The sequence below is a fragment of the Stenotrophomonas maltophilia genome, from assembly GCF_003970865.1.
Taxonomy (GTDB): Bacteria; Pseudomonadota; Gammaproteobacteria; order Xanthomonadales; family Xanthomonadaceae; genus Stenotrophomonas; species Stenotrophomonas maltophilia_AR.
In genome coordinates this window covers 1-13,397 of record NZ_RXLZ01000092.1, presented here as the reverse complement: position 1 = coordinate 13,397, position 13,397 = coordinate 1, and the positions used below count along the sequence as shown (strand labels likewise).

Below are 13,397 nucleotides of genomic sequence, written 5' to 3'. Positions count from 1 at the left end.
CTGGTCGTTGGTGCGTAGTTCTTGTGCGAGGTGCTTTTCTGTGGTCAAGCAGGTGGCGGGTCCGGCGTCAGAGGATGGGTTGCGAGTGTCTTTTTGTTGTCAAGGAAGCATGCCAATAAGGTCTAGCGGTCCGTGTCGGGGGCCCGGGAATGTGGATAAGGGACAGGGGCGGCAGCGCAGCTTGGGCTGCCCCTCGGTGGGTGGGTGGCGTGCAGCGCACCCTGGGCTGCCCCTCGGTGGGTGGCGTGCAGCGCACCCTGGGCTGCCCCTCGGTGGGTGCGTAGCTTGCTGCGCACCGAACTTCCTTCATCCACGCATGGCGTGGATCTACTGATCGGCGGTCCCTCATCCACGCATGGCGTGGATCTACTGATTGGTGGCCTCATCCACGCATGGCGTGGATCTACCGCATCACCGCCCATGGCAGCATCAGCCCTGCCCCTGCCTGCCGCCATCGTCGGCCTACGTGCATGCATCCCCCGCCTGCACGGCGTTCAGCGCGCCTTGATCCAGCGCCCGCCATACGGCCGCAAGCCCTCCGGGGAATTTCAAACATACGATTGAAACGCTGCAAACTTCGCCGAACTGGACAGCATCCGCCGGTTCCGCCAGACTGCCGCCCTTTCCCGTCTTCCGGATCCCATGGCGAAGCTGCTGGTCCTGCACGGCCCCAACCTCAACCTGCTCGGCACCCGCGAGCCGGAGGTCTACGGCCACACCACGCTGGCCGACATCGACCAGGCGCTGGCCACCCAGGCCTCGGCCGCCGGGCACGCGGTGGAGAGCCTGCAGTCCAATGCCGAGCACGTGCTGGTGGACCGTGTGCAGGCCGCGCGCGACGACGGAACCGCTTTCATCCTGATCAACCCCGCCGCCTTCACCCACACCTCGGTGGCCCTGCGCGATGCGCTGGCGGCGGTGGCGGTGCCGTTCATCGAGATCCACCTGTCCAATCCGCATACCCGCGAACCGTTCCGCCAGCACAGCTACTTCAGTGACAAAGCCGTGGGCGTGGTCTGCGGCTTCGGCGCCGACAGCTACCGCTACGCGATGGACGCGGCGCTGCTGCGTGTGCAGGCGGCCCGCGCGTGAACGTGCTGCCGCGCGTGCTTGCCGGCGTTCTGGCGTGGGCCGGTCTCTGCGGCGCGGCCACGGCGTTCGACCGCAAGGACGAAGGCATCGACTGCGCGCGTCCGACCACCACGATGGAGAGCGACCTGTGCGCCTCGGACGTGGCCGCAGCCGCTGATGCAGAACTCAATACCGTCTATGCACAGGCGCGTCGCCAACTGCGTACCCCGGCCAGCGGCGGCACCTGCAGCTACTGCGGCGATGCCGAGCAGCAGCTGGTCCTGGCCCAGCGTGCCTGGATGCAGCTGCGCGACCATGACTGCAACGCGGTCTATGCCCTCAATTCCGATGGCACAGCGCGCAACGGCGCACAGATGCGCTGCCTGATCACCCTCGCGCGCGACCGTACGCGGCAGCTGCGCGAGTTCTACGAACTGCTTTGACCCGAGCGCGATGCGCTTCCCACCACACTGACATCAAGAGCAAAGAGGCCACCATGGATCTCCGCAAAATCAAGAAGCTGATCGACCTGCTGGAAGAGTCGAACCTGGCTGAAATCGAAATCAAGGAAGGCGAAGAGTCGGTGCGCCTGTCGCGCGCCCCGGTGGCCGGCTATGCCGCCCCGATTGCGGCCCCGGTGTATGCCGCTCCTGCCGCCCCGGCGCCGCAGGCGATGCCGATGCAGTCGCCGACCGAAGCCTCCACCGGCGGCACCGCCAAGCCAGGCCCGGCGCTGCCGGAAGGCCACGTGCTGCGCTCGCCGATGGTCGGCACCTTCTACGCATCGGCCGCCCCGGACAAGCCGGCCTTCGTCAGCGTTGGCCAGCAGGTCAAGGAAGGCGAGACCCTGGCCATCATCGAAGCGATGAAGATGTTCAACCCGATCGAAGCCGACAAGTCCGGCACCATCGTCGCCATCCTCGGCGAGAACGGCCAGCCGGTCGAATTCGACCAGCCGCTGTTCGTGATCGGCTGAGGGGCACGCCATGCTCGACAAAGTCGTCATCGCCAACCGAGGGGAAATCGCGCTGCGCATCCTGCGCGCGTGCCACACCCTCGGCATCCGCACGGTGGCCGTGCACTCCACGGTCGACCGCAACCTCAAGCACGTGGCCATGGCCGACGAGTCGGTCTGCATCGGTCCGGCACCGTCGCCGCAGAGCTACCTCAACATCCCGGCACTGATCGCCGCGGCGGAAGTCACCGACGCCCAGGCCATCCACCCGGGCTACGGCTTCCTGTCGGAGAACGCAGACTTCGCCGAGCGTGTGGAAGAGTCCGGCTTCATCTTCATCGGCCCCAAGGCCGACACCATCCGCATGATGGGTGACAAGGTCGAAGCCATCCGCGCGATGAAGTCCGCCGGCGTGCCGTGCGTGCCCGGTTCGGGCGGCCCGCTGGGCGAGGACATCGTCGCCAACACCAAGATCGCCCGTGAGATCGGCTACCCGGTCATCATCAAGGCAGCCGGTGGCGGCGGTGGCCGCGGCATGCGCGTGGTGCACGCCGAAGCGTCGCTGAAGACCTCGATCGAAACCACCAAGAGCGAGGCCAAGGCCGCGTTCGGCAATGGCGAGGTCTACATGGAGAAGTTCCTGGAGAATCCGCGCCACGTGGAGATCCAGGTACTGGCCGACGGCCAGGGCAACGCCATCCACCTGGGGGAGCGCGACTGCTCGATGCAGCGCCGCCACCAGAAGGTAGTGGAAGAAGCGCCGGCACCGGGCATCAGCGCAGAGCAGCGCGAGCAGATCGGCAAGGTCTGCACCGAGGCCTGCGTGCGCATCGGCTACCGTGGCGCCGGCACGTTCGAGTTCCTGTACGAGGACGGCCGCTTCTACTTCATCGAGATGAACACCCGCATCCAGGTGGAACATCCGGTCACCGAAATGGTCACCGGCATCGACCTGGTGGCCGAGCAGCTGAAGATCGCTGCCGGCCAGAAGCTGTCGATCAAGCAGAGTGACGTGGTGCTGACCGGCCATGCCATCGAATGCCGCATCAACGCCGAAGACGCGGAAACCTTCGTGCCGAGCCCGGGCACCATCACCGGCTTCCATCCGCCGGGCGGCCCCGGCGTGCGCGTGGACACCCACATCTACAGTGGCTACCGCGTGCCGTCGAACTACGACTCGATGATCGGCAAGCTGATCGTGCACGGCCCGGACCGCGAAACCGCCATTGCCCGCATGCGCGTGGCACTGAGCGAAATGGTGGTCGATGGCATCAAGACCAACGTCGCCCTGCAGCAGCGGATCATGCGCGACAAGGGCTTCCAGGCCGGTGGCCAGAACATCCACTACCTGGAAAAGCGCTTGGCCGAACGCAAGAACAAGCCGATCGCGCTGACCTGATCGGCGCCAGGTGCTGGACATGAAAAGGGCGGGGATATCCCCGCCCTTTTCTGTTGTTGTAGAGCCGAGCCCATGCCCGGCTTGCCGGAAAGCCCGGCCGAGCGTGGGCTCGGCTCTACAGCAGGCGCATCAGCGCTTGACGGCCGCTTCGGCCGGAATCTGCGAGTTCGCCAGCGGACGCACGCCATTGGGCGAGGTCGGGTCGACGATCACCATGGTCTCGGTCGAACCATCCGGCCACACCACCTGGAAGGTGCTGCCCGCCGGCAGCGACGCGAACGGCATGCCGCTCTGCGCGCGATAGACCGCGGCCACCTGGCTGGCACCGGCACGGCGCACGTCTTCCTGCGCCTTCACCGTGGTCAGTTCCACCTTCGACAGATGCCGGTAGCGATCTTCGTAGGTATCGATCATCAGCAGGCCAACCGCGCCGGCCGAGTAGGCCACGAACAGGGCCACCCAGAACCAGAACTTGGCCCCGTGCAGGAATCGGCGGTAGTTCATTGCTCGTTCCTCTTTCCAACCAATCGCTTGATCCATTCCTTCATCTTCCCAGCGCCCTGCCGCGATACCGCAGCGTCATACACGAAATCCCGGAAATCCTGCGTACCATCCTGCGAACAGATCCCTCCGTTCGCACAAAAACTGTTGACCAGCACACTGTCTGCCCCACACGGTAGACCGAGTTCGCAGGCCGAAAGCCGCCATGCGAGTTCACTGAGCTGCTCACCCGCCACCAGGCCGTTGAGCGCGCGGTCACCCGAGGCGCGCACGCCCATGCCCGGTGCAATCGCCATGAAGGCCTCCGGGTCACGCGAGGTGCGCACCCGTTCAACCAGGTCACGGCGGTACTCGGGGCTGTCCTGCAGCGGTTCGCCCTCGGCGAACAACGCAGCCTCAGCAGCCAGATTGCCTTGTGCGGCCGCCTTGCGACGTTCGGACAGCACCAAGGCCGTGCCCAGCTTGTCGCCCGGCACGAAACCGCCACAACGCTGCGCGACGCGTTCGCGCGCCTGCACCATCGCCGGCGCGGCGGTCAGGCCCAGCCCGGCCAGCACGTTGTTGTCCAGGCGGTAGCCGCCCGGATCGACCGCGTACTGCGCGCAATAGTCATAGACACGGCTGAGCATCCAGCGCGCCTCGTGGTTGCCTTCGTCCGCCTGCGCACGCAACCGCTGTGCATAGGCATACAGGTCGGTGGCGTCTTCGATATCGGCGCGGAGATCCAGGGGCAGCCCGGACGGCAATGCATTGCCACGCTCGAAGGGTGCCAGGCGGCGCGCGAGCGCCTCCGGCATCACCGGCAGCGGCGCCGCACTGTCAGTGGCTGCCACCCCACCTGCCAGATCCGCCGACGCCAGCGAAGAGGTCGCAGCATGGCCGCTGGCCCGATAACCGGCCACGCCCAGCACGGCCACGGCCGGCAGTACGAGCAACCAGGTTTTCAGGGTGGGAGCGAAGGCCATCGGTGGCGGTGAGCAATGCGGCGCACAGGAAAGCACGAAGTTTAGCAAGGCCCGGCGGGCCTGTCTGAACGGGCTTCGTTCATCTCGGAGCAGCATCTCAGGCAATACGGAGACGCCCCGATGGTCTAGCATGGCCCCCTTTCCCGCGATTGCCCCCACCGCCATGCCGTTCCTGGAACTGACCCTGCGCTGCACCGAAGCCACCCAGCCCCGCTATGAAAATGCGCTGGAGGACGTTGGTGCACTGGCCGTGACCCTGCTCGATGCCGAGGCCGATACCAGCAACGAACAGGCCATTCTCGAACCGGGCGTGGGCGAGACCCCGCTGTGGGACACGCTGGTGCTGAGCGCACTGTTCCCCGCCGACAGCAACGCGCTGTTGCTGCTGGCCGCACTGGAATCCTTCGATCCGGAGCTGGACTGGAGCGGCGGCAGCTTCCGCGCGGTCGAGGATGAAGACTGGGAACGCGCCTGGATCGACCAGTTCCAGCCGATGGACTTCGGCAGCCGTACCTGGATCGTGCCGTGGAACCATGAACTGCCCGATGCCGCACAGGCCGCCGATGCCGCCGTGGTGCGGCTGGACCCGGGCCTGGCGTTCGGTTCGGGCACCCACCCGACCACCGCACTGTGCCTGCGCTGGCTGGACCAGTTGGCGGTCGCTGGCCTGCTGCAGGGCCAGCGCGTGCTCGACTTCGGTTGCGGCTCGGGCATCCTCGCACTGGCCGCGCTGAAGCTGGGCGCCGCTGAAGCCATCGGCGTGGACAACGATCCGCAGGCCCTGGTCGCCACCGCCGACAATGCCGAGCGCAACGGCGAACAGGCGCGCATGCACGTGTACCTGCCGCAGGACGAACCGGTCGCGACCTATCCGATCGTGGTCGCCAACATCCTCGCCTCGGCGCTGGATGCGCTGGCCGAACTGCTGGCCGCGCGCGTCGCTGCCGGTGGCCGCATCGCCCTGTCCGGCATCCTGCATGGCCAGGAAGGCGAACTGCTGCAGCGCTATGCGGCCTGGTTCGACGATCTGCAGGCCACCCAGGATGGCGACTGGATGCGCATCACCGGCGTGCGCCGCGCCTGATCGTGGTTGAATGACCGCTGGATCCGAGCCCGCGCCCTGAGCATGTCCGAGCCGAACCCACCGCGCCGTCCCCTGGCCACCTTCCTGCGCACGACGCCGGAAGGTGAGCCCGCGCCTGCAACCGATGCGCGCACGCAGGACGAAGCCGGGCACACAACGCCTGTGGAGCAGATGCCCGTCGAGCCCATCGACCTGGCACAACCACCGGCAACAGAGATGCGACACGACGATGACGTTGTCATCGTTGATGAAGCAGCAGCCGTCGAACCGGCGCCGCTCGCGGTGCAGGCAACGGCGGTCGCCAGTGATGCCCCCAGCTTCCTCGGCAGCGCACGCGCGCGCACGCTGCCAGCACCCCGCTGGCACTGGCTGCTGGTCGCCGGGCTGGCATTGCTGCTGCTACTGCAGAGCGTGCTGGGCGACCGCGCGCGGCTGGCCGCCGACGCCGGCAACCGCGCATGGCTGGGCACGCTGTGCGGCGTACTGCGCTGCAGCCTGCCCGCCTGGCACGAACCCGCGGCGTTCACCATGACCAGCCGCGAGATCCGCCCCCTGCCAGGCCAGGCCGGCGTGCTGCAGGTGCAAGCCAGCATCCGCAACGATGCGCGCTGGGCACAGACGTGGCCGGACCTGCGGTTGTCATTGTCCGATGCCGATGGCCGGGTGATCGGCAGCGGTGTGTTCACGCCCGCGCAGTACCTGGGTGAGAACCCCGGCGCAGCCCTGCTGGAACCGGGCCAGAGCGCGCGCGTCGCGTTCCGGGTACAGGAGCCCGCTGCGTCCACCGTCGCATTCACCTTCGACTTCCTCTGACCGGGGTGAGGCGACCAGCCGTGGCAGGCCGGGCACGCTCGCGCTAGACTGGCCGCCACCACCTCGTCCGGCCGCGCGCTCCGCGCGCACGGGCCAACCGAATCGGGAACCCCCTTGAACGCTGTCCTTTCTCGTCCTGACAACAGTCGTGGCGCTCCCCGGCCACCGCTGCGTGAACACGTCGCCCAGTCCGTGCGCCGCTACCTGCGTGACCTTGATGGCTGCGATGCGGACGATGTCTACGAGATCGTGCTGCGCGAGATGGAGATCCCGCTGTTCGTGGAAGTGCTCAACCACTGCGAAGGCAACCAGAGCCGCGCCGCGGCGATGCTGGGCATCCACCGCGCCACCCTGCGCAAGAAGCTGAAGGAATACGGCATCAGCGCGTAAGCGCGCGCGTGGGTAGTGCCGGCCGCTGGCCGGCAACCCCATGAACGATGGCAGGATGTTGCAGTTGCCGGCCAGCGGCCGGCACTGCCGGTAGATCCACGCCATGCGTGGATGGAAGCCGGCAGAATCAACCGCCCCCGCCCGCCTTCCAGTAATACCGCACCACGTGGAAGAACACCGGCGCGGCGAAGCACACCGAATCCAGCCGGTCGAGCATGCCACCATGGCCCTCGATCATGTGGCCCCAGTCCTTGATGCCACGATCACGCTTGATCGCCGACATCACCAGGCCGCCCCAGAACCCCATCAGGTTGATCAGCAACGACAGGCCGAACGCCTGCAGCGGCGTGAACGGGGTGATCCACCACAGCGCCGCGCCCAGCGCGCTGGCACTCAGCACGCCGCCCACGAAGCCCTCCACCGTCTTCGACGGCGACAGCTTCGGCGCGATCAGGTGCTTGCCCAGCAGCTTGCCCCAGATGTACTGCAGCACGTCCGAGGACTGCACCACGATCACCAGGAAGGCGAACAGCAGCACGTTGCGCGAGGGGTCGTGGCCGGGCACGTGCAGGTTCAGCAGCAGCGGTACGTGCGAGATGCAGAACACGCAGATCATCAGCCCCCACTGCACCTTCGCCGTGCGCTCCAGGTAGTGCGTGGTGTCACCGCCGATGGTCGACAGGATCGGCAGGAACAGGAACGCATAGACCGGAATCAGCAGCGTGTACATGCCGTACCAGTCGATCCACACCAGGTAGTACTGCCACGGCAGGACGATGTAGAACGCGGCCAGCAGCGCGTAGTAATCGCCCGAGCGGGTCGGCGCCAGGGTGATGAACTCGCGCAGCGCGAACAGCGAGATGATCGCGAACAGCACGATCACACCGGCACGGCCGAAGAACAGCGCCAGCCCGACCACGATCGCCATCACCCACCAGGCACGGATGCGTGACACCAGGTTGGCGATGACCGCACTGGGCTGCCCGCGCTGGCGCCAGCGCAGGGTCTCGGCCACCAGCGTGGCCAGCACCAGCACCGCGCCGACGCCGGCAAACAGCAGGCCGGTCTGCTGGCCGACACTCTGCGTTGCCAGATCGCCAGATACATCCAGCACGAAACTCATGCACGACCTCCATTCGGCGCCAGGTCCAGCAGCGCCTGCCGGCTGCGGGCCAGGAAGGCCGCCTTGTCCTCGTCCGCCTGCAGCCGCAACGGCGTACCGAAGGTGGCCGTGCACAGCAGCGGCAGCGGCAGGAACCGGCCCTTCGGCATCACCCGCTTCAGGTTGTCGATCCATACCGGCACGAATTCCAGCTCCGGCCGTTGCCGTGCCAGGTGATAGATGCCGCTCTTGAACGGCAGCAGCGGCTCATCGCCCACGTTGCGGGTACCTTCCGGAAACAGGATCAGCGAGCAGTCTTCGTCCACCGCGTCACGCAGGGCCTGCAGCGGATCCTGCTGGCGATGGCCGGCCTCGCGCTCGACCAGCACGCCGTTGAACACCGCATCGATCAGGTAGCGACGCAGGCCATCACGCTGCCAGTACTCGGCCGCAGCAACCGGGCGCACCTGGCGCCGCAGTGCCGGTGGCATCGACGACCAGATCAGCACGAAGTCACCATGGCTGGCGTGGTTGCCGTAGTACACGCGGCGCTCGCTGGACGGCGCGCAACCGATCCACAGCGCGCGTGCGCCGGTCACCACATGGATCGCGCCACTGCAGGCGCGGGCAATCAGTTCAGCAAACATCGGTCCCTCCGGTTCACGTCTGCGGCCACAACACGGCCAGCACCAGCAGTGCGAACTGCACTGCGGTCAACAGGTACTGGCGCAGCAGCAGGCGACGCATGCCGGACCAGCGCGCATCCCAGCCACGCAGTGGCGCATCGGGCGACGCGCGGCGCAGGCCACTGTCGTGCAGCAGCTGATCGATGCGGCGCGCGGCGGCTTCGCCATCCAGGCCTTCATCCCGCAGCAGCTGCAACAGGCTGGCATCCAGCCCCGCCCGCCACGCGTGATAGGCCTGTGCGATGCCCGCAGCAACACTGAGCAGCAACAGGCCGGCAGCGATCATCGCCAGCCCCGGCTCGATGCCGAGCAGCAGCAGCGCCACCAGCAACAGGCCCAGCGACAGCAGCGCCGGCCAACGCCCCTGGCGCAGCAGCACCTGCATGGTCACCAGATCGGGAACCGTGCTCATGCGCGCGCTCCTGCCGCAGCAGTGATGGCATGCAGATGCGCCGCGCCCAGCACGATGCCCGGGCGTGCAGCCCGCACGATCGCCACTGCCGTGTTCGCATCGGCCGCACGACCACTGCGCAGCAGCCAGGTGGCGACGCTGGCGGCGCTGCGCGAATAGCCCAGCGCACAGCACACCAGCAACGGTCCGTGCGCATGCAGCCGCTCGATGGCCTCGGCCGCCTCGCGCAGCTGTTCCGGTGCAGGGACCACCAGGTCCAGCATCGGCACGCTGGCATACGTGGCGCCCGGCGCGCGGCAGGTCAGCTCGGCACAGGCATCGACCACGCCCACCAGCGGTGCCGGCAATGCCCCGGAGGGAATGCGCCCCAGCCACACGCCATCCATCACCGGCACCGGCTGCGGCGCACGCCGCGTCCATAGCCGCGAATTGATCCTGGCGGCGCCCAGGTACGGCGCCAGCAGCCAGCGCGCGGCCATGGTCAGGCGACCATCGGCGCGCTTCTGGAACACCGCCGCACCCAGCCCGGCATAGGCCAGCGCCACCAGCAGCAACGACACCACCGGCCACAGCAGCCACAACGCGGCGCCACGCAGAAGCACCACCGGCACCAGCAATACAGCGGCCCCCAGCAGGTACAGCGCTGCCAATCGCCAACGTTTGGCGTCACGCGCGGTGTGCCAGGCCCGCAACGGTGGCGTGCCCTGCTCCGGCCACAGCCAGACGCACAGCCAACCGGCCAGCAGGCCGGTCGGGATATCGATGAAATGATGCTGGAACGTGGTCAGCACCGAGACGCCGATCAGCAGTGCCCACAGATGCAGTACACCGCGCCACACCCCGTGCAGATACTGCGCGAACTTCACCCACAACACGATCAGCAGCACGATGTGCAGCGACGGCGCCTGGTTGAACGGCTTGTCGAAGCCCAGCAGCACGTCGAACAACCAGCCAAATACGCCGCCGATCTCCGGCCGTTCGAAGCTGAAGCGCAGCGGCCACAGCAGAAAACAGGTAACCGCGATGACCTGCGCACTGAACAGCCGCAGCGCATGCCGGTCCAGTTCGAGGCGCTGACGGCACAGGAAGAATGAGATCGCGTAGAACAGATCGATCGACCAGTACGGCACGATCGTCCACGGCACAAACGGGATGCGTATCTCCCACGCGAACGCCATCACCGGCAACGCGGCGTGGCGACCGGCCATCCAGTTGGCGAAGCCATAGCTGGCGAAGAAGAACGGGCCCAGCAGGGCCAGCCACAGCAGGGCGCGCCGCCAGGGGCGCCCTTCCGCGGCCAGCGGAGTTGCGGCCAGCGTCGCCATCACGCGGTCCGGCGCGCCAGCGACACGGTGAAGATGCCGAAGTCGTCGATGCGCTGCGCCACCTTCTCGAACCCGGCCAGGCGCACCAGCTCATCCATCTCCTGCTGGGTACGGCGGCGCATCACCCACGCGGCGCCGCCACGGTGGCTGGTCAGCGCGCGGGCGATGAATTCCAGCTGCGGGTGCCAGGGCTGGCCGGTGTAGGCCAGGTAGCCGCCCACCGGCACGGTCGCGGCGATGCCCTGCAGCGAGCGCAGCACCGCATCGTTGTCCGGGAACAGTTCGTACAGGCCGGAAACCACCGCCAGCGTCGGCGCCGGATCAACCTTGGCCAGCTGTGCCGGGTCGAAGGCATCGCCCTGCTCGAAGCGCGCGATGTCGGCCGCACCCAGCCGCTCGATCAATGCCTGGCCCTGGGTCACGTTCAAGTCGCTGAAATCACGCAGCACGATGCGCTCGGCGCGCTGTTCGCCCTGGCCCAATGCTTCCAGCACGTAGCGGCCATGGCCAGCGGCCACGTCCAGCACGCGCACCGGCGTGCCCTGCCCGCGCAGGCGCTGGGCGGCATCGCGCAGCAGTTCCTGCAGGTGCTGGCCGCGCACACGGATGCCGCGCCAGCCGATTGCATCCAGATAGTTGCGGTCGACCATGCGGCCCAGCGGGCCCTTGCCACGCGCTTGGTCGCGATAGATGTAGTCGAGCGTGCTGCCGGAATCGAAACCGGTCTGCAGGCCCAGCGCGATACCTTCGGACAACGTGCCACCGAAACGCAGGCCGCCACGTACCACGCGCCAGCGCAGGTCGGCCAGGCTGTTGCGTTCCGGTGGCCAGGCCAGGATTTCCGATTCTTCGAAGGTCGGCCCGTGGCGGTGTGCATCGCGCCGTGACAGCTCACGCAGCGGTTCGGCGAAACGCGCCTGGATGAAGCTGCGGATGCGCGCCAGTGCCGGCGCCCGATCACGTTCGCCCAGCGTGTCATGGAAGAAGCCCGGCAGATGCACGCGCTCCTTGATCGGGCTGGACAGGCGCTCGTAGAAGCGGTCCTGCGGGGCACGGTGGACGACGAAGTCCGAGCCGGACACCAGCAGCTGCACCGGCACGCTGATGGCCTGCGCATCGGCGACGATGCGGTCGGCCGCTTCGTACAGGCCCAGCAACACGCGCACCGAAATCGGCCGGGTGATCAGCGGATCGGTGCGGTAGCTTTCCACCCGCGCCGGATCGTGGGTCAGCCACTGCGGCTTGACGTAGCTGTTGACGAAGAAGTTGCCGCGCAGCTTCTGCATCAATGCCAGGCCCGGGCGCGCGAACGGCACGTACAGCTTCACCTTGAACGCAGGCGAAGCCATGATCAGCGCGCGCAGGCGCGGCGCGTAGTCGTGCACCCAGGTCGCGGCGACCACCGCGCCCACGCTCTGCGCGATCACCACGATGTCTTCCACCGCGATGCCATGCGCGTCGCCGATGTGGGCGATGAAGCTGTCCAGATCACGCACCAGCGCCGGGAAGCCCGGTGCATCGCCGCGCGCGCCCGGCGAACGGCCATTGCCGCGCGCATCCCAGGCGAAGAAGGCAGTGTCGGGCAGGTCCAGCTCATCGACCAGGTGGGTGACCCGGCCGGAATGTTCATGGCCGCGATGCAGCAGCACGATGGCCTTGGTGGCCGGGGTGGCGGTGGTGCCCGCCCAGTACCGGTAGAACAGCGGTACCTGGTCGAAGCTGTGGAATTCCCGTTCCTGCGCCTGACGCATGCAATCTCCTGATTGTCTTTTTGTATCTGCTTGATTAATTCGGCGAAACCGCCGCTTCCCGCAGTCCGCGACGGACGCGGTTGATCATCGTCAGCACGCACAGCACCGCCATGGCCGCGGCCACGCCAGTGACCGTCATCGCGCCAACCCACTCAAACGCCAGCAGCAGGCCCAGCGCACCGATCACGAAGGCGCGGTCGCTCTTGCCCATCGGGCCGTCATAGCGGCGGCTGGCCCCGACCATCAGCCCCAGCACCCCGGCGTACTCGCTCAGCGCCGCGGTCCAGGCCAGCAGCCACAGCGCCTCCGGTCGCACGCCCGGCACGCTGAGCAGGCTCAGGTACAGCGCGGCGTCGGCGATCACATCGCACAACTCGTTCAGATAGGCGCCCAGCCGCGACTGCTGGCCGAACTCGCGGGCCAGCATGCCGTCCACGGCGTTGAGCGCCATGCGCAGCAGCATCCACAGTGGCAGCAGCAGGTACAGCAGGGGCTGGGCCGGCGCGCAGCACCAGACGGCGCCAGCCACCAGCAGCGAGACCACGGCAGCGGCCACGGTCACCGTATTGGCAGTGATCCCCATGCGGAACAGGCCGCGTACGGCTGGACGCAACAGGTCCTGGAAACGTCCTTTCAATGCATAGATCGACATGATCCGTACCCGCTGATCCTTGGCAGTGCGGGCACAGCCTACCCCATCGTTGGCAGATTCCGGCAACCCGCTCTGGTCCGCAGCCCAGCCCCCGGATCGGGCCGGATCGGTGTGCCCGACCCGGCCTTACGCCGATTGCCACGGCAAATTACCCCTTCCAGCGCTGCCCCTTTTCCACATCCCCGCCCCCCCCCCCCCCCCCCCCCCCCCCCCCCCGCTCTGCTCCCTGAAACCGAAAAAAGACACCAACCAAGCGTGAAGCCGAGTCAATACCAAATAATAACCCAACCA

Annotated in this window: 15 protein-coding genes; 7 read left to right on the top strand and 8 right to left on the bottom strand. The window is 67.4% G+C overall.

What is annotated here, in order from left to right; genetic code table 11:
- Positions 1-642: 642 nt before the first annotated feature.
- Genes aroQ through accC form a run of 4 tightly spaced genes read left to right on the top strand, consistent with a single transcriptional unit; the run spans position 643 to position 3,425 of the window.
- Positions 643-1,092: a type II 3-dehydroquinate dehydratase gene (aroQ, locus tag EKL94_RS20785; protein ID WP_126930474.1), complete on the top strand. Its 450-nt coding sequence runs from the start codon at positions 643-645 to the stop codon at positions 1,090-1,092.
- Positions 1,089-1,514: a lysozyme inhibitor LprI family protein gene (locus EKL94_RS20780; protein ID WP_126930473.1), complete on the top strand. Its 426-nt coding sequence runs from the start codon at positions 1,089-1,091 to the stop codon at positions 1,512-1,514. The genes aroQ and EKL94_RS20780 overlap by 4 nt, the downstream gene beginning before the upstream one ends.
- Positions 1,515-1,567: 53 nt before the next feature.
- Positions 1,568-2,047 (top strand): acetyl-CoA carboxylase biotin carboxyl carrier protein, encoded by a 480-nt coding sequence (gene accB / locus EKL94_RS20775; protein WP_126930472.1) that lies wholly within the window; start codon positions 1,568-1,570, stop codon positions 2,045-2,047.
- Between the two features lie 10 nt (positions 2,048-2,057).
- A complete protein-coding gene (gene accC / locus EKL94_RS20770; protein ID WP_126930471.1) occupies positions 2,058-3,425 on the top strand; it encodes an acetyl-CoA carboxylase biotin carboxylase subunit in 1,368 nt (455 codons plus the stop codon).
- A gap of 129 nt (positions 3,426-3,554) precedes the next feature.
- Here the strand turns inward: accC and EKL94_RS20765 are convergent, their stop codons facing one another.
- On the bottom strand, positions 3,555-3,929 hold the full coding sequence (locus tag EKL94_RS20765; RefSeq protein ID WP_126930470.1) for a hypothetical protein: 375 nt from the start codon (positions 3,927-3,929) through the stop codon (positions 3,555-3,557).
- Positions 3,926-4,891: a hypothetical protein gene (locus EKL94_RS20760; protein WP_126930476.1), complete on the bottom strand. Its 966-nt coding sequence runs from the start codon at positions 4,889-4,891 to the stop codon at positions 3,926-3,928. Before EKL94_RS20760 ends, EKL94_RS20765 begins: the two co-directional genes overlap by 4 nt.
- Before the next feature lie 163 nt (positions 4,892-5,054).
- Between EKL94_RS20760 and prmA the strand changes: the two genes are divergently transcribed.
- The 3 genes from prmA (at position 5,055) to fis (ending at position 7,178) form a co-directional block, all read left to right on the top strand.
- Complete coding sequence (prmA, locus tag EKL94_RS20755; RefSeq protein ID WP_126930475.1) at positions 5,055-5,975, top strand: 50S ribosomal protein L11 methyltransferase; 921 nt, start codon at positions 5,055-5,057, stop codon at positions 5,973-5,975.
- 42 nt (positions 5,976-6,017) lie between these two features.
- Entirely contained in the window at positions 6,018-6,788 is a 771-nt protein-coding gene (locus EKL94_RS20750) for a DUF3426 domain-containing protein (protein WP_126930469.1), read from the top strand.
- A gap of 114 nt (positions 6,789-6,902) precedes the next feature.
- On the top strand, positions 6,903-7,178 hold the full coding sequence (gene fis / locus EKL94_RS20745) for a DNA-binding transcriptional regulator Fis (RefSeq protein WP_005419706.1): 276 nt from the start codon (positions 6,903-6,905) through the stop codon (positions 7,176-7,178).
- 127 nt (positions 7,179-7,305) lie between these two features.
- Here the strand turns inward: fis and EKL94_RS20740 are convergent, their stop codons facing one another.
- The 6 genes from EKL94_RS20740 to EKL94_RS20715 are packed head-to-tail and all read right to left on the bottom strand — an operon-like array spanning position 7,306 to position 13,106.
- Entirely contained in the window at positions 7,306-8,301 is a 996-nt protein-coding gene (locus EKL94_RS20740; protein WP_010481069.1) for a phosphatidate cytidylyltransferase, read from the bottom strand.
- Positions 8,298-8,927: a lysophospholipid acyltransferase family protein gene (locus EKL94_RS20735; RefSeq protein WP_005411260.1), complete on the bottom strand. Its 630-nt coding sequence runs from the start codon at positions 8,925-8,927 to the stop codon at positions 8,298-8,300. The genes EKL94_RS20740 and EKL94_RS20735 overlap by 4 nt, the downstream gene beginning before the upstream one ends.
- Positions 8,928-8,940: 13 nt before the next feature.
- The gene (locus EKL94_RS20730) at positions 8,941-9,378 is read right to left on the bottom strand and encodes a hypothetical protein (protein WP_126930468.1); all 438 of its coding nucleotides are present in this window, start codon (positions 9,376-9,378) and stop codon (positions 8,941-8,943) included.
- The gene (locus tag EKL94_RS20725) at positions 9,375-10,703 is read right to left on the bottom strand and encodes a phosphatase PAP2/dual specificity phosphatase family protein (RefSeq protein ID WP_126930467.1); all 1,329 of its coding nucleotides are present in this window, start codon (positions 10,701-10,703) and stop codon (positions 9,375-9,377) included. The genes EKL94_RS20730 and EKL94_RS20725 overlap by 4 nt, the downstream gene beginning before the upstream one ends.
- Positions 10,703-12,454, bottom strand: a complete 1,752-nt coding sequence (locus tag EKL94_RS20720; RefSeq protein ID WP_126930466.1) for a bifunctional alpha/beta hydrolase/class I SAM-dependent methyltransferase — start codon at positions 12,452-12,454, stop codon at positions 10,703-10,705. Before EKL94_RS20720 ends, EKL94_RS20725 begins: the two co-directional genes overlap by 1 nt.
- Before the next feature lie 34 nt (positions 12,455-12,488).
- Positions 12,489-13,106: a CDP-alcohol phosphatidyltransferase family protein gene (locus EKL94_RS20715; RefSeq protein ID WP_126930465.1), complete on the bottom strand. Its 618-nt coding sequence runs from the start codon at positions 13,104-13,106 to the stop codon at positions 12,489-12,491.
- Positions 13,107-13,397: the final 291 nt, after the last annotated feature.